The organism is Buchnera aphidicola (Cinara confinis), from assembly GCF_900128735.1.
Lineage (GTDB): Bacteria > Pseudomonadota > Gammaproteobacteria > Enterobacterales > Enterobacteriaceae > Buchnera_F > Buchnera_F aphidicola_L.
The window spans coordinates 111,344-128,045 of record NZ_LT667503.1; the positions used below are offsets into that span (position 1 = coordinate 111,344).

Below are 16,702 nucleotides of genomic sequence, written 5' to 3' on the forward strand. Positions count from 1 at the left end.
AGAAAAAAATATTTGGATTATGAATTATACATTTTTGATCGTATTAATAAGTTTAATATTCAATATCAAAAATATATTAATGTGATATAAAAAAGAATGTATGTGATATATAAAAATAAGATCTCGTTATCTATATATAGATAATTATTCATTAGTATATATTTTATAAAAAATTTTTTATACAAACAAACGATTTTCTTCTTTTCCGTCAATATTATTCAAGCATCTTTTGCATATATATTCAAGATCATTAGAGCTCCAATGATTTTCTATATAATGCCAACACCTTTGACATTTTATACCTTGAATTTTATTAATTAACACCTTAATTGGAATTGGACATTCACTTTTTTTTGCTAATTGAGGCGCTAACCTGTAATTACTTAGTTTTACTTGTGATACTGCAAATATGAATTTTAATTCTAAACAAATAGGTGATAATATCTTTAATAATTGATTTTTTACATATAAAGTTATTGCTATTTCTAATGAATTTTTTATTTTTTTTCTTTTTTTTTCTTTTTCAATTATTTTATTTACTTCATAGCGTATTAAAAATATTTTCTTCCAAAAAAAATTTGTAAATTTTTTATCTGAAGAGATGTATTTAATTTTTTTAAACCATTTTGAAAAAAAAATAAATTTTTCTGAATTATTTGTTAATTGTTTCCAAATTTCTTCTGCAGTAAAAGATAATATCGGAGCGATCCAACGAACTAGTGATTGTAATATATAATATATTGTGGTTTGACTGCTTCTTCGTGCAATACTATTTTTATTCATGGTATATTGACGATCTTTAATAATATCTAAATATCGTGATCCTAATTCTATGGAACAAAAATAAATAATTTTTTGAACAGCGTCATGAAAATTATATGCATCATAATCTTGAATAATTAATTTTTGTGTTTGGTATGTTTTTTTTAATATCCATTGATCGATAAACAACATTTTTTTATAATGAACTTGATTTTTAGATAAATGAAAATCAAAAATATTAGAAAATAAAAATCTGATGGTATTTCTTATTCTACGATAATGATCGGAAATTTGTTTGAACACTGTATTAGAAATAGAAATTTCAGTAGCATAATTTGTATAAGCTACCCATAAACGTAAAATATCTGCTCCCCATATTTTGATAATATCTTGAGGTGTAATATTATTATTTAATGATTTCGACATTTTTTTTCCTTCTTTATCTACTACAAAACCATGTGTGATCACAGTGTGATACGGCACTTGTTTTTTTGTAATCATTGAAATAATTAAAGAAGACATAAACCAGCCGCGGTGTTGATCCGATCCTTCTAAATATAAATCTGCTACATTATTTTTTTTATTTGGTACGTTATATTTATATATATTTAACTGATGATTAGATCCTGATTCAAACCATACATCCAGAGTATCTGTAACTTTTTTATATAGATGCACATCTTCTTTTTTTAAAATATCTTTTTTATTTAGCTTCCACCATATAGAACTACCAAATTTTTTTACTTTTTTAATAATTTTTTGAAGTATTAAATATGTATTAGGATGTAGATTTCCTGTTTTTTTATGAATAAAAAAAGGGATGGGAACTCCCCAGGTTCGCTGTCTTGAAATACACCAGTCTGGTCTATTTTTTAACATAGTTTTCATTTTTTCTTTGCCCCATATTGGGAGCCATGATGTATTTTCAATTTTTTTTGATAATTTTTTTAACCAGTTTTTTTCGGATGTTTTTATAAACCATTGAGGTGCAGCTCTAAAGATTATTGGTTTTTTGTGACGCCAACAATAAGGATATGAATGTTTAATATTTTCTTTGTATAATAAGTTATTATTTTTTTTCAATAAATGTATTACAATATTCTCTTTATTAAAGATATGTTTTTTGTGTAAAGCAGGATAGTTAATTAATTTATAATATCCTTTTGAATCTACAATATTGATGGGATGAATATTATGTTTTTTACAATCAATAAAATCTTCTAATCCATGGTCTGGAGACATATGTACAATACCAGTACCTAGAGTTTCTGTAATATTATCAGATGTAATAATAGGTATTTCAATATTAAAAAAAGGATGTAATGTGATTAAATTTTTTAATTTTTTTCCAGAAAAAATAGAGATGATTGTCCATTTTTCTATTTTATTTTTTTTCATTACAGCTTTTGTTAATTTAACGTTACAAATATAATATTTTTTTTTAGTTTGAATTAATTGATAATTAAAATTAATATTTATAGCGATAGCTTGAGAAGAAGGTAATGTCCATGGAGTAGTAGTGAAAATTATTATTGAAATTTTATTATTGTTCTTAAAAATCAATTTATTTGGAAGAATATTAATTTTTTGTAAAAATTTTTTCGGATTAAGCATTGTGTACGTTACGTATATAGCGGGAGTTTTTTTGAAATTATAATCTATTTCTGCTTCTGCTAAGGCAGAGCGACATTCTAAACACCAGTAGATTGGTTTATCGTCTTTAAATATATATCCTTTTTGAAAAATATTTGCTAAAGTTTTGAGAGTATTTGCTTCGTTAATATAATCCATAGTACAGGAAGAGTTATTCCAATCAGCTAATATTCCTAATCTTATAAAATCTTTTTTTTGTTGTTTTATTTGTTTTTTTGTATAATTAAAGCATATTTTATAAAAATACTCTTTATTTGTTTTTTTTGAGTGTACTATTTTTTTTTCTATTTTTTGTTCTATAGGTAAGCCGTGACAGTCCCAACATGGTATAAATGGAGCATAAAACCCTGACATGCGCTTTGATTTTAGTATAATATCTTTTAAAATTTTATTAACAGCGTGTCCAATATGTATTTTTCCGTTTGCATAAGGTGGTCCGTCATGTAAAAAAAAATATTTTTTTATTTTTTTAGAGGGGGTATTGATTTCTTTATATAAATTTGTTTTTTTCCAATATTTTAGAGTTTCCGGTTCTTTTTTTATCAGATTTGCTTTCATAGAAAAAGTTGTTGTAGGTAAATTTAAAAACATTTTTTTTTTATTCATAATATATCCATTTTAAATTATTTTTATTAATGATGTTAAATAAAAAAGATTTAATTGATAAATCCATTTTTTATTATTTCTTTAAATATTTAAGTCATATTTCATTATCTTTTTAGGTTTCCATAGATAACTGAAATTAATCACTTAATAGAATTAAAAATTATACAAAATTTTTTCTTGTATTTTATTTATTAAAATAATCTATTTTTTAAATGTAATATATATATTTTAAATACATAAGAATAATAAATTATATATTTTTTATTTAAATAGTTTATTTTTTTTTCAAAAAGAATCTCAGTAATATATATTGTACACAAATTTTGTACATGTTAATATTATATATTAGTTTTAATTAGTGTTTTTTTTTAAAAAAATATGACTTTTATTTACCAATGTATATTTAAATAATTTATAGTTGATATTAAATTTTAATACTGGATATTCAATATTTTTTTTAAGGGAGTATTAATAATTTGGCTAATTTAAAAGCGTCTAAAAAAGATGCTATTTCTTCTGAAAGACGAAGAAAGTATAATGTTAGTTATCGTTCTATGACGAAAACATTCATAAAAAAAGTTTATTTTTTTATTAAGGAAGGGAATAAAAAAAAAGCGTTAAAAGCTTTTTCTTTAATGCAACCTGTATTAGATAGAAATGTTTCAAAAGGAATTATACATATTAATAAAGCGTCTAGATATAAATCAAAATTAATGCGTTGTATTAAAAAACTTTCATAAAATATCATTTTTTTTTAAAAAAATCAATAAAGTTCGGGAGAAATAAGTATTGCTTCTATGGCATAATGGTAGAAAGCAATACCCTTTTCTCTCTATGATTTTTATGCAGTTAAATTATCAAAAAATCTTTTGACACTATCAAAAAAATGTTTTGAACGAGGACTATTGTTCTTGCCTTGATGATCTGTTTTTAAACTTTTTCCTAGTTTTTTTAAAAGATTTTTTTGAGAATCATTTAAATTCACAGGCGTTTCTACTATAATTTTACAAAATAGATCACCTGGATAGGCTTTTCGGACTGATGTGACACCTTTTCCTCGAATTCTAAATAATTTTCCAGATTGTGTTTCAGGAGGTATCTTAAAATTAATCCTTCCGGTAAGAGTTGGAATTTCAATTTCTCCGCCTAAAGCAGCTATAACAAAATTTATTGGAACTTCGCAAGATAAATTATTTTCTTTGCGATCAAAGATAGGATGTTTTTTGACAGTAATTTGTATATATAAATCTCCAGAATTTGCACCGTATTGTCCGGCTTCGCCTTCTTTATTTAATCGAATACGATCATTATTATCAATACCTGCTGGAATTTTTATAGATAATGTTTTTGATTTCTTTATTCTTCCTTGACCACGACAAATTTTACATGGATTTTGAATTATTGTTCCTGTTCCATGACAAGTAGGACATGTTTGTTGGACACTAAAAAATCCTTTTTGCATTTGAATTTGACCTTGTCCATTACAACTATGACAAGAGTTTTTCGTATTTTTATTATGAGATCCGGTTCCATAACAAGAACTACATTTTTCTAATCTAGGTATTAGTATATCTTTTGTAATGCCATGTACCGCTTCTTCTAAAGTTAATGTAAGATTATATTGTAAATCAGAACCTTTTTCTTGATTTTTTCTTTGGTTATGACCACCAAATATATCTCCAAAAACATCGCCAAAAATATCATTAAAATCAGATGTTGAAGATGTAAAAGTTCCATTAAACCCATTATTTGTATTATTTTGTTCAAAAGCGGCGTGTCCATATTGATCATAAGCTGATCTTTTTTTAGTATTACTCAGTATTTCATATGCTTCTTTAACTTCTTTAAATTTTTTTTCTGTATCTTTTTTTCCTTGATTACGATCTGGATGATATTTCATTGCTAATTTTTTATATGCTCGTTTTATTTCATATGCTGTCGCGGTATTATTTAAACCTAATGTTTGGTAATAATCTTTTTGTGCCATGATTTTTTTTATTATTCTTAGTATTAAAAAGTGTATAAACGGATGAAAATATCTTCACATCCGTTATATAATAATAGATATTATAATTGCATATTAATCAATAGAATTTTTTTTATAAATAAAATTATTTTTTTGTTTTTTCTTTAACTTCTTCAAATTCTGCGTCTACAATATTTTCAGAATTTTTATCATGTGGATCATTTTTTTGGTTTTTTTTGTTTTCTTCATTTTGTTGTATTTTGGTGATACTTTCATTTAACTTAATAATGTTTTCGATTTTTTCTTTAATAATTTCTTGATTTTCTTCTTTTAAAGAATGCTCTAATTCTTGTATTGATATTTTAATTTCTTTTTGTTGATTTTCTGAAATTTTGTTTTTATAAGTTTCTAGTTGTTTTTTAATTGTATGTATTACTTGATCTCCTTGATTGCGAAGTTTTGCTAATTCTTCAAATTTCAAATCTTTTTCAGCGTTTTCTTCGGCTTCAGAAATCATTTTTTTTATTTCAGATTCATTTAATCCAGATGATGCTTGTATTGTAATTTTTTGTTCTTTTCCGGTGGTTTTATCTTTTGCAGATACATGCAAAATTCCATCAGCATCAATATCAAAAGTGACTTCAATTTGTGGTATTCCTCGGGGAGCTCCTTGAATGCCATCTAAATTAAACTGTCCTAAAGATTTATTATCTACTGATCTTTTTCTCTCTCCTTGAAGTACATGAATTGTAACAGCGGATTGATTGTCTTCTGCTGTAGAAAAAACTTGGCTATGTTTTGTAGGAATGGTAGTATTTTTTTCTATTAAAGGTGTCATAATTCCACCCATAGTTTCTATACCTAAAGATAAGGGAGTGACATCTAATAATAGCACATCTTTTACATCCCCAGATAATACACCACCTTGTACTGCAGCTCCTACTGCAACAGCTTCATCTGGATTAACATCTTTTCTTGGTTCTTTTTTAAAAAAATCTGCAACTTTTTTTTGTACTAAAGGCATTCTAGTTTGTCCGCCTACTAAAATTACGTCGTGAATCTTAGATATATCTAATCCAGCATCTTTTAATGCAACTTGTACTGGTTGAATAGATTTAATAATTAAATCTTCTACTAATGATTCTAATTTTGATCTAGTTACTTTTATATTTAAATGTTTTGGGCCAGTATCGTTTGCACTAATATAAGGTAAATTTACATCAGTTTGTTGAGCAGAAGAAAGTTCTATTTTTGATTTTTCTGCAGCTTCTTTTAATCTTTGCATTGCTAAAGGATCATTACGTAAATCTATCCCCTGTTCTTTTTTGAATTCTTGCACTAAAAAATTAATTAATCGGTTATCAAAATCTTCACCACCTAAGTGAGTATCTCCATTGGTTGCTAGTACTTCAAAGGTTTTTTCTTTATCAACGTCATCAATTTCGATAATTGAAATATCGAATGTTCCTCCGCCTAAATCATATACTGCAATTGTACGATTTCCTTTTCCTTTATCTAAGCCATATGCTAATGCAGCAGCTGTGGGTTCATTTATTATTCTTCTGACTTTTAGTCCCGCAATTCTACCAGCATCTTTGGTAGCTTGTCTTTGTGCGTCATTAAAGTAAGCCGGAACTGTAATCACAGCTTCTTTAACTTTTTGACCTAAATAATCTTCAGCGGTTTTTTTCATTTTTTTTAAAATTTCAGCGGAAATCTGAGGTGGAGCAATTTTTTCGTTTTTTACTTTTAACCATGCGTCTCCATTTTTTGATTCAACAATTTCGTACGGCATAATTTTGAGATCACGTTGAATATCATTTTCTTTAAATTTTCTTCCAATTAATCTTTTGATGGCAAATAATGTATTTTTTGGGTTAGTTATTGCTTGTCTTTTTGCTGGTTGGCCAACTAAAATTTCATTATTTAATGTATAAGCAATAACAGAAGGAGTAGTACGTTCTCCTTCTGCATTTTCTAATACTCGAGCTTTATTTCCGTCCATAATTGCTATACATGAATTGGTGGTTCCTAAATCAATTCCAATAATTTTACTCATTTTGTTTTATTCTCCTTATTAACTATATTTTTTAATACACTATACATTATATCTAATATAGAATTTTGTAACAAGATAATATTAAGTAAATGGGGTCAGTTTATCTGGCGTCAAGGGTTAATAGAAAAATTAATTTATAAAAGATATTTTGATTTATTTCTTTTTTTTTAAAATTTTTTTTTAATTTAGTTTGATATATTTTTATAAAAAATAATTATTTATTTTCTATTAAATGATATAATTAATTTTCTTGACTCTCATTGAGTATTTTATTTTTTAATAATCAAAATATCTATATATTCACTTTTTATATTTTAAATAAAAAAATATATTGTGCATAGATATTGATATACCATTAATAAGATTTTAATTATGACATTACATGATAAAAGACAGATTTACAATTTTTTATTTTTTTCTTTAGGTGGTTTTCTAATTAGTATGATTATGTTGTTATTCGGTTTTTTTTTAGGCGCAAAATCAAATTCTGAAAATAGTAGGAATATACCTTTTGAGTCTGGGGTTAATTCTTTTGGGCGAGTAAATTTACAAATTCCAATTCATTTTTCTTTATTTGCTATTTTTTTTGTTATTTTTGATGTGGAATCTTGTTATTTATATTTATGGTCAGTTAATGTTATAGAGGTAGGTTGGGTAGGTTTTTTAGAAATGTCTTTCTTTATTATGATCTTTTTGATTACAATTATTTATTTAATTAAAACAAATATGTTAAAATGGATTTTATCTTAAAATTTATTTTTTTTAACTATTTTATTTATTTATTAAATATATTTTTTTTCATGAAAATAATACAAAAGCAATATATCAATGCATTATAGAACAGGAAGTATTAATTTATGAAATATACATTAACACGTGTTCAAAAAAAAAATGATGAATTACAATTATATCCATTACGTAAGAAAAAAGTATCTACTGATCCATTTGAAGATTTTATAAAAAAAAATGTTTTCTTTGGCAGTATTGCAAAATTTTTTCATAAATGTGTTAATTGGGGACGTAAAAATTCTTTATGGCCTTATAATTTTGGTTTATCATGTTGTTACGTAGAAATGGTTACTGCTTTTACATCTATACATGATATATCTCGTTTTGGTTCAGAAGTTTTACGTGCATCTCCTAGGCAAGCAGATTTTATGGTTATTGCCGGAACGCCTTTTATAAAAATGGCTCCGGTAATACAAAGATTGTATGATCAAATGTTAGAACCTAAATGGGTTATTTCTATGGGCTCTTGTGCTAATTCTGGTGGTATGTATGATGTTTATTCAGTAGTCCAAGGTGTTGATAAATTTATTCCAGTAGATATTTACATTCCAGGCTGTCCTCCAAGACCTGAAGCCTATATACATGGTTTACAATTGTTACAAGAATCTATTTCGAAAGAACATAGACCTTTATCATGGGTTATAGGAGAACAAGGTGTCTATAAAGCTAATTTTTCTTCGGAAAAGAAAAAAAAACGCATTAATAGAATTTCTATTACAGATATTTCGAGTGATGATGTACTTTAGAAATTTTCTAATTGTTTTTATAAGCATATTTTATCTTTCTCTTATTGTATATTATTAAATTTAAATTCAGGTTTTATTTTTTAATATACTTTTAAAAAAATTTATATAATATATCTATGAAAAATATTTTAAAAAGCTCTATCGTTTCTGCTTTATTTCAGTTTTTTGGAAAAGAAAATTTTTTTGTTCAAAAAACTCTTTTAGATTTTCCTGTTTTATGGGTTTCTCGTTCATTATTATTTCAAGTAATTCAATTTATATATTCTTTTCAAGAAAATACATATTCAATATTATTAGATCTACATGGTGTAGATGAAAGATTTCGAAAAAACTGTATTTTTCCTGATGTCATTGTTGATTTTTCTGTATTTTATCATTTTATTTCAATTAATAACTGTAGTGAGTTAATGGTTAAAGTTGCTGTATCAATAGATGACTTAAAATTACCTACAATTACCTCTATTTTTATGAATGCTAATTGGTATGAACGTGAAACATGGGAAATGTTTGGTATAGTTTTTACTAATCATCCTCATTTAACACGTATTTTAATGCCTCATAATTGGGAAGGTCATCCGTTAAGAAAAGATTATCCGTCACGAGCTACAGAATTTGATCCCTTTTTTTTTAATAAACAAAAAGAAAATTTAGCGATGGAAAATCTTAATTTTAAACCTGAATCTTGGGGTTTAAAAGAAAATCAAGATGGATTAGAGTATATGTTTTTAAATTTAGGTCCGAATCATCCTTCTTCTCATGGTGCTTTTCGTATCATTTTACAGTTATATGGCGAGAAAATTATTAATTGTGTTCCAGATATCGGGTATCATCATCGAGGCGCCGAAAAAATTGCAGAAAGACAGTCTTGGCATAGTTATATTCCATATACTAATCGTGTTGAGTATTTAGGCGGGTGTATTAATGAAATGCCTTATATATTAGCAGTAGAAAAATTAGCTGGTATTGTGGTACCGAGTAAAGTTGAAGTTATTCGTGTTCTTCTTTCTGAATTATTTCGCATTAATAGTCATTTAGTATTTATTTCAACATTTATTCAAGATACCGGTAGTATGAGTACTGTTTTTTTAGCTTTTACAGATCGACAGATTATTTATGATTTAATTGAAGAGATTACAGGGGCTCGTATGCATCCTGCTTGGTTTCGTATAGGAGGAGTAGCTAAAGATTTACCAAAAAATTGGTATATTTTATTGGAAAAATTTTTATCTTGGCTTCCGAAAAGATTAGATTTTTATATGAATATTGCTTTAAAAAATAGCATTTTAATTGCTCGATCCAAAGGTGTAGCTGTATATAATCGTAAAAATGCTTTGTCATGGGGGATAACTGGAGCAGGATTACGAGCAACAGGAATTAATTTTGATGTACGGAAATGGAAACCTTATTCTGGTTATCAAAATTTTGATTTTGAAATACCAGTTGGTGAATATAAAAGCGATGCTTATACTCGCGTTTTATTAAAAGTAGAAGAAATTAGACAAAGTTTAAAAATATTACAACAGTGTTTAAAGAATATGCCGTCAGGACCATTTAAATCAGATCATCCATTAGCGACTCCACCTGATAAGTCTAATGTAATGCAGCATATTGAAACAATGATCACGCATTTTTTACAAGTTTCTTGGGGTTTAATTATCCCAGCAAATGAAAGTTTACAGATGGTTGAGGCGTCTAAGGGTGTTAATAGTTATTATTTAATTAGTGATGGCGGAACTATGAGTTATAGAACTAGAATTCGAACGCCAAGCTTTGCACATTTACAACAAATACCATCAGTAATTTGTGGTTCTTTAATCTCAGATTTAATTGTTTATTTAGGAAGTATTGATTTTGTTATGTCCGATGTTGATCGTTAAAAAAAATTTTTTAATATATGATTAATTATAGGAAATATAATGAGTTTTCAATTAAGTAAAAAAGAAATTATAGAAATTAATTTAAAAAAAAAATGTTATTTAGATAATCGAGCAGTCTCTATAGAAGCTTTAAAGATTGTTCAAAAAAATAGAAAATGGATTTGTATAGAGGCAATTGTTGCGATAGCTAATTTATTAGGTATTTCAAAAGAAGAAGTTGAAGGTGTTGCAACATTTTATAGTCATATTTTTCGTAAACCCGTAGGGCGTAATATTATTAAGTATTGCGATAGCGTTGTTTGTTTTATCAATGGTTATGTAGAAATTGAAGAAAAATTAATTAGTTTATTAAATATTAATATCGGAGAAACAACAGAGGATAAGAGATTTACATTATTACCTACTTGTTGTTTAGGAGCGTGTGATAAAGGTCCGGTATTACTAATTAATGAAGATATACATCATAATATTACACAAGATGGTATTTCTTGTTTATTGGAAAAATATAAATAAATATGATAAAAAAAAAATCAGAAACACATCCTTTAACTTGGAGATTAGATGAATTATATAGTCCTATTTGGATGGATGAATATTGTAAGAAAAATGGTTATAATGGATTACGTAAAACATTAAAAACAAAAACGCCAAATGATGTTATTTCATTAGTGACTGAATCTGGTTTAAAAGGTAGAGGAGGCGCTGGTTTTCCAACCGGTTTAAAATGGAATTTAATGATACAGAATTCTTCTTTGTTAAAACGACGTTATGTAATATGTAATGCAGATGAAATGGAACCAGGAACATATAAAGATAAATTATTAATGGAATATTTACCACACCAACTTATTGAAGGTATAATATTAAGTGGTTTTGCTTTACAAGCAAAATATGGTTATATTTTTTTACGAGGAGATTACTATATTGCAGAAAGAAATTTAACTCAAGCATTACAGGAAGCGCAATCTCAAGGTTTTTTAGGAAAAAATATTTTAAATAGTGGTTTTAGTTTTTATTTATTTTTGCATACTGGAGCAGGCAGGTATATTTGCGGAGAAGAAACAGCATTAATTAATTCTTTAGAAGGTAAACGAGCTAATCCACGATATAAACCTCCCTTCCCGGCGAATGTTGGTTTATGGGGTTTCCCTACGTGTATAAATAACGTTGAAACTTTATCAAATATTCCTTCAATTGTTTTAAATGGAGTAAAATGGTATCGAAGCCTTTCTAAAAGTACTGATACAGGTACTAAATTAATGGGTTTTTCTGGCAGCGTAAAAAGAGCTGGAGTATGGGAATTACCTTTAGGAATTACTGCTAGGGAAATTTTAGAAGATTATGCTCATGGTATGAAATTTGGAAACACGCTAAAAGCTTGGCAACCAGGCGGAGCAGGAACATCTTTTTTATCTTCGAATGATTTAGATATTCCAATGGATTTTGTTAATTTACAAAGAATAGGTAGCAGATTAGGTACTGGACTTGCGATAGCCGTAGGACATAAAATTCCAATTGTTTCCTTATTATTAAATATTGAAATATTTTTTTCACGTGAATCCTGTGGTTTATGTACTCCGTGTCGCGAAGGTCTTCCTTGGGCAGTAAAAATATTACAAGATTTAAAAGATTTAAATGGTCAACCAGGAGATATTGAGATTTTAGAAGAACTATGTCATACACTAGGGCCCGGTAAAACATTTTGTGCTCATGCACCTGGAGCAATATCACCATTATATAGTGCTCTTCGATTGTTTCGTGAAGAATTTCAAAAATGTATTCAAAATAATATAAATTCTTTAAAAAATAATGATTTTATTGTTCGTTTATAAGAGAGAAAAAATTTTTTTTAATATTGAATAATAAATCATATTTAAAATTTTCATTAATTGATCGCATATGCATTTTATAATGTATATGATAGTTAGCACGGTATTCTCATGATAAAAATTTATATTGACAAAAAAAAATTTTTTATAAAGGATTCGTTAAATAATCTTTTGCAAATTTGTTTATCTCTTGGTCTAGAGATACCATATTTTTGTTGGCATCCTGAATTAGGAAGTATTGGCGCTTGTAGGCAATGTGCGGTTAAAATTTATAAAAATAGTTCTGATATACACGGTACGATTGTAATGTCTTGTATGACTTTAGTTCAAAATGAAATGAGGATATCAATTGTAGATTCTGAAACAAAAAAATTTCGTAAAGGGATATTGGAATTGATGATGTTAAATCATCCACATGACTGTCCAATTTGCGCTGAAGGTGGAAGTTGTCATCTTCAGGATATGACGGTTTTAAACCAGCATTATATTCGTCGTTATAGATTTGAAAAAAGAGTTTTTAAAAATCAATTTTTAGGCCCTTTGATATCGCATACTATGAATCGTTGTATTACATGTTATCGTTGTGTACGATATTATAATGATTATGCTGGAGGAAAAGATTTTGGGGTTTATGGTTCTGGGAATAAAATTTATTTTGGAAGAGTAGAAGAAGGAAGTTTAGAAAGTGAGTTTTCTGGAAATTTAATTGATGTTTGTCCTACAGGTGTTTTTACAGATAAAACTAATAAAAAAAATTTTTATCGAAAATGGGATTTACAGTATACCCCCAGTGTTTGTCATCATTGCAGTATCGGCTGCAATATTAGTATTGGAGAAAAATTAGGTACATTATGTCGTATAGATAATAGATATAATAAAAATATTAATAAACATTTTTTATGTGATTTAGGCAAATTTAGTTATGGATTCTCTAATTTAAATAATAGATTAAAAAATCCATTTCAACGTATAAATACTACAATTCAACGAATTAATTATTCTAATGCTATTACCAAGATTGCTGATATTTTAAAAAACTCCTGTTCTTCGATATTAGGGATTGGTTCAGTTAGAGCTAGTCTTGAAAGTAATGTGGCTTTATATAATTTAGTTGGGAAAAATAATTTTTCCAATGGAATGTTGCATGAATCAAGTCAGTGTGCGAAATTAATTTTAGAGGCTATTCAAAATGGTGGATTTTATATACCTACTATTTCAGAAATGGAAAATTATGATGTAATATTAATTGTTGGAGAAGATATAACTCAAACTGCTCCTCGAGCAGCGTTAGCTGTACGTCAAGCTATTAAAAATGTAAAAAAAAATACCATTCATAAGACGCAAAATGATATTCCGTCTTGGCATTCATATGCCATGCAAAATATTAGTAAAAATAAAAAAAATTTGTTATTTATAACTTCCATAGATAAAACTAAATTAGATGATATTAGTACTTGGAATTATTATGGTTCAATAAAAAATCAAATAAAATTAGTAAATGGTATTGCAGAATGTATTTATAATAATTTTGTTAATATTAATAACAAATATGAAAAATTTTTATTTAAAAAAATAGTTTTAATAGCTAAGAGTCTAATTCAAGCAAAAAAACCTCTTATTATTTCAGGCGCATCTTATTTGAATGATCAAATTCTTAAAAGTGTTATCAATGTTACTACAAGATTAAAAGAAAAAAATTTTTTAGTAGGATTAGCATTGTTTCCACCTTCTGTAAATAGCATAGGTACTATATTAATTTCTGGAATGTCTTTAAATGCTGCTTTAGAAAAAATAAAAAATGACCAGATAAAAACTTTAATTATTTTAGAAAATGATTTATATCGATCAATGTCTTATTTTAAGATTAAAAAAATATTAGATCAAGTTACTAACATAATTGTGCTAGATCATTATTTTAATCAAACGGTAAATCATGCAAATATTTTTTTACCTTGTACTAATTTTTTTGAAAGTTCAGGGACCGTGATCAATTATGAAAGCCGAGCTCAACGTTTTTTTAGAGCTTTTATACCAAATTTTTATAATTCTGATATATTTATTTTAGATAGTTGGCGCTGGTTATATGGTGTAAAAGAAGTCGTTATATCTAGCGCTATAATTGAAAAATTTACTTTAGATAATATGATTGATTTATGTCTTTTTTTATTTCCGATGTTTAAAACAATAAAAAAAGTTTCTCCGGATTCTTTTTTTCGTATTGCCGGGCAAAAAATCGCAAGATCTTCACAGCGTTGTAGCGGACGAAATGCATCACATCAAGATCAGAAAATAAATAAATCTTCTGTTCCGCTTGATCAAGATACAATGTTTACTTTTTCTATGGAAGGAGGAAGCGTTCAAAGTATTAAAGAAAATTTTACTTATCTTCCTTTTTCTTGGTCTCCTGGATGGAATTCCGGACAATCTTATTATAAATTAGAGAAATCATTACAGCATAAAAATTTTTCTTTTTTTACTGAAGATATATTATACCCTAAGGCAATAAATAAAAACATATTGTATTATACGTTAGAAAATAAAAATATAAAACGTAAAAAAAAATTATCAGAATTTACTGTAGTTCCATATTATTATTTGTTATATAGCGAAGAATTAAGTCAGCAATATTTTAAAAGATTGAGTAATAATAATTATTATTACGCTATAATGAATGATCATGATGCGTGTTTATTTAATTTACATGATGGTGATATCATTGAATTCCAATTTGAAATGAATGTATTTAATTTGCCGGTATATATTTCAAAAATACTAGAGAGTCATTTGTTAGGATTACCATTAGGTGGTATGAACATCCCGACTAGTATAGTTGGAAGGATAATTACCGATATTCGAAAAAAGGTTACTTAATGAATCATTTTTTAGATAATTATTTTTTTTTTATTTATAACAAAACTGTTATAACTGGTATAATTCTATTTTTAATAATTATCAGCGCGTCTTTTTTAACGGTGATAGAAAGAAAATTATTAGGATTATTACAAAATCGTTACGGTCCTAATAGAGTAGGCTGGAATGGTTGTTTACAAATTTTAGCTGATGGAATTAAATTAGTTTTTAAAGAAGATTGGATTCCACCTTTTAGTGAAAAATTTTTATTTATTCTAGCTCCTGTAATTTCTTTTCTTTCTTTGTTTTTGGTTTTTGCTGCAATTCCTGTCACGAATCATATATTAATAATTAATTTAAATATTGGGGTTTTATTTTTTTTAATTATGGGATCTTTATCTATTTATGGTGTTTTATTAGCAGGTTGGTCTAGTCATAACAAATATTCTTTATTAGGAGCTATACGATCAACAGCACAAATGTTAAGTTATGAAGTTTTTTTAGGTCTGTCAATGATGGGTGTAGTTATGCAAGCCAAATCTTTTAATATATTAGATATTATTAATTCTCAAACAAAAATGTGGAATATTATACCTCAGTTTTTTGGATTTATGGTATTTTTTATTTCTTGTATTGCGCTATGTCATAGACATCCTTTTGATCAACCTGAATCTGAACAAGAGTTAGCAGATGGATATCATATTGAATATTCTGGAATGAAATTCGGAATGTTTTTTATTGGAGAATATATTTCTATGATTACTGTATCGTCATTAATGACGTGTTTATTTTTTGGTGGTTGGTTTGGTCCTTTTTTACCCCCTTTTTTTTGGTTTTTAATTAAGACCGCAAGCTTTCTTTTTATCATTATTTTATTAAGAGCTTCTTTACCAAGACCTAGATATGATCATGTTATGCTATTTAGCTGGACTTTTTGTTTACCAGTTGCTTTATTAAATTTATTATTTACCAGTATTATGATTTTATTAAAAATTATATAAAAAAGGTATTTATGAAGCTAAAAAATATATTTTTTGGATTGTATAGTCAATTACGTAGTATTATATTAATTTTTTTAAATATTTTCTCTAAAAGAGAAACGAAACTTTACCCTGAAGCTGCATTAAATTTGTCTTTACGATATCGTGGTCGTATTATATTAACACGAGATCCTGGGGGAAATGAACGTTGTGTTGCATGTAATCTTTGTTCAGTAGTTTGTCCTACAGGTTGTATTGAAGTCAAAAAATCGGAAAAAAAAAATGGCCGTTGGTATGCTAAATCCTTTAAAATAAATTTTGCGCGTTGTATTTTTTGTGGTTTATGTGAGGAAGCATGTCCTACTTCTGCTATTCAATTAACTCCAGACATAGAACTCAGTGATTTTTCTAGTGAATATTTGCTATATGAAAAAAAAGATTTACTAATATCGGGACCCGGAAAATATAGCGATTATGATTTCTATTCGGTATCCGGTATCAATGTTAAAAATAATTTAAAAAATACTCGTTCGAAAAAGATTTTGAATACAGTTGATACTACTTCTCTTTTGCCTTAAGAGGTAT

General features: G+C 26.8%; 12 protein-coding genes. 9 read left to right on the forward strand and 3 right to left on the reverse strand.

Features of this window, described 5'->3' with window-relative positions; translation table 11 throughout:
* Positions 1 to 177: 177 nt before the first annotated feature.
* Positions 178 to 3,021 carry an isoleucine--tRNA ligase gene (gene ileS / locus APCICONF2801_RS00495; RefSeq protein WP_075431763.1) on the reverse strand — a complete coding sequence of 948 codons (2,844 nt, stop codon included), beginning with the start codon at positions 3,019 to 3,021 and terminating at the stop codon, positions 178 to 180.
* A 476-nt stretch (positions 3,022 to 3,497) separates the two neighbouring features.
* Between ileS and rpsT the strand changes: the two genes are divergently transcribed.
* Positions 3,498 to 3,761: a 30S ribosomal protein S20 gene (gene rpsT, locus APCICONF2801_RS00500; RefSeq protein WP_075431765.1), complete on the forward strand. Its 264-nt coding sequence runs from the start codon at positions 3,498 to 3,500 to the stop codon at positions 3,759 to 3,761.
* 101 nt (positions 3,762 to 3,862) lie between these two features.
* Here the strand turns inward: rpsT and dnaJ are convergent, their stop codons facing one another.
* On the reverse strand, positions 3,863 to 5,008 hold the full coding sequence (gene dnaJ / locus APCICONF2801_RS00505; RefSeq protein ID WP_075431767.1) for a molecular chaperone DnaJ: 1,146 nt from the start codon (positions 5,006 to 5,008) through the stop codon (positions 3,863 to 3,865).
* 124 nt (positions 5,009 to 5,132) lie between these two features.
* Positions 5,133 to 7,046 carry a molecular chaperone DnaK gene (gene dnaK / locus APCICONF2801_RS00510; RefSeq protein ID WP_075431769.1) on the reverse strand — a complete coding sequence of 638 codons (1,914 nt, stop codon included), beginning with the start codon at positions 7,044 to 7,046 and terminating at the stop codon, positions 5,133 to 5,135.
* A gap of 372 nt (positions 7,047 to 7,418) precedes the next feature.
* Here dnaK and ndhC point away from each other — a divergent pair, with 372 nt between their 5' ends.
* From ndhC to nuoI, 8 genes are all read left to right on the forward strand, one after another.
* On the forward strand, positions 7,419 to 7,796 hold the full coding sequence (gene ndhC / locus APCICONF2801_RS00515; protein ID WP_075431771.1) for an NADH-quinone oxidoreductase subunit A: 378 nt from the start codon (positions 7,419 to 7,421) through the stop codon (positions 7,794 to 7,796).
* Between the two features lie 107 nt (positions 7,797 to 7,903).
* Positions 7,904 to 8,581 (forward strand): NuoB/complex I 20 kDa subunit family protein, encoded by a 678-nt coding sequence (locus tag APCICONF2801_RS00520; RefSeq protein WP_075431773.1) that lies wholly within the window; start codon positions 7,904 to 7,906, stop codon positions 8,579 to 8,581.
* Positions 8,582 to 8,697: 116 nt separating this feature from the next.
* Positions 8,698 to 10,458, forward strand: coding sequence for an NADH-quinone oxidoreductase subunit C/D (gene nuoC, locus APCICONF2801_RS00525; RefSeq protein ID WP_075431774.1), 1,761 nt, complete (start codon positions 8,698 to 8,700; stop codon positions 10,456 to 10,458).
* Between the two features lie 39 nt (positions 10,459 to 10,497).
* Positions 10,498 to 10,971, forward strand: a complete 474-nt coding sequence (gene nuoE / locus APCICONF2801_RS00530) for an NADH-quinone oxidoreductase subunit NuoE (RefSeq protein WP_075431776.1) — start codon at positions 10,498 to 10,500, stop codon at positions 10,969 to 10,971.
* A 2-nt stretch (positions 10,972 to 10,973) separates the two neighbouring features.
* The gene (gene nuoF, locus APCICONF2801_RS00535; RefSeq protein WP_082252711.1) at positions 10,974 to 12,290 is read left to right on the forward strand and encodes an NADH-quinone oxidoreductase subunit NuoF; all 1,317 of its coding nucleotides are present in this window, start codon (positions 10,974 to 10,976) and stop codon (positions 12,288 to 12,290) included.
* 108 nt (positions 12,291 to 12,398) lie between these two features.
* Positions 12,399 to 15,158, forward strand: coding sequence for an NADH-quinone oxidoreductase subunit NuoG (nuoG, locus tag APCICONF2801_RS00540; RefSeq protein WP_075431779.1), 2,760 nt, complete (start codon positions 12,399 to 12,401; stop codon positions 15,156 to 15,158).
* Positions 15,158 to 16,138 carry an NADH-quinone oxidoreductase subunit NuoH gene (gene nuoH, locus APCICONF2801_RS00545; RefSeq protein ID WP_075431781.1) on the forward strand — a complete coding sequence of 327 codons (981 nt, stop codon included), beginning with the start codon at positions 15,158 to 15,160 and terminating at the stop codon, positions 16,136 to 16,138. Before nuoG ends, nuoH begins: the two co-directional genes overlap by 1 nt.
* Positions 16,139 to 16,149: 11 nt before the next feature.
* A complete protein-coding gene (gene nuoI / locus APCICONF2801_RS00550) occupies positions 16,150 to 16,695 on the forward strand; it encodes an NADH-quinone oxidoreductase subunit NuoI (protein ID WP_075432400.1) in 546 nt (181 codons plus the stop codon).
* Positions 16,696 to 16,702: the final 7 nt, after the last annotated feature.

Coding starts and splice junctions, on each gene's coding strand:
- nuoC (WP_075431774.1), top strand. CDS start 8,698: ATGAAAAATATTTTAAAAAGCTCTATCGTTTCTGCTTTATTTCAGTTT.
- dnaJ (WP_075431767.1), bottom strand. CDS start 5,008: ATGGCACAAAAAGATTATTACCAAACATTAGGTTTAAATAATACCGCG.
- dnaK (WP_075431769.1), bottom strand. CDS start 7,046: ATGAGTAAAATTATTGGAATTGATTTAGGAACCACCAATTCATGTATA.
- nuoE (WP_075431776.1), top strand. CDS start 10,498: ATGAGTTTTCAATTAAGTAAAAAAGAAATTATAGAAATTAATTTAAAA.
- ileS (WP_075431763.1), bottom strand. CDS start 3,021: ATGAATAAAAAAAAAATGTTTTTAAATTTACCTACAACAACTTTTTCT.
- nuoF (WP_082252711.1), top strand. CDS start 10,974: ATGATAAAAAAAAAATCAGAAACACATCCTTTAACTTGGAGATTAGAT.
- nuoH (WP_075431781.1), top strand. CDS start 15,158: ATGAATCATTTTTTAGATAATTATTTTTTTTTTATTTATAACAAAACT.
- ndhC (WP_075431771.1), top strand. CDS start 7,419: ATGACATTACATGATAAAAGACAGATTTACAATTTTTTATTTTTTTCT.
- nuoG (WP_075431779.1), top strand. CDS start 12,399: ATGATAAAAATTTATATTGACAAAAAAAAATTTTTTATAAAGGATTCG.
- APCICONF2801_RS00520 (WP_075431773.1), top strand. CDS start 7,904: ATGAAATATACATTAACACGTGTTCAAAAAAAAAATGATGAATTACAA.
- nuoI (WP_075432400.1), top strand. CDS start 16,150: ATGAAGCTAAAAAATATATTTTTTGGATTGTATAGTCAATTACGTAGT.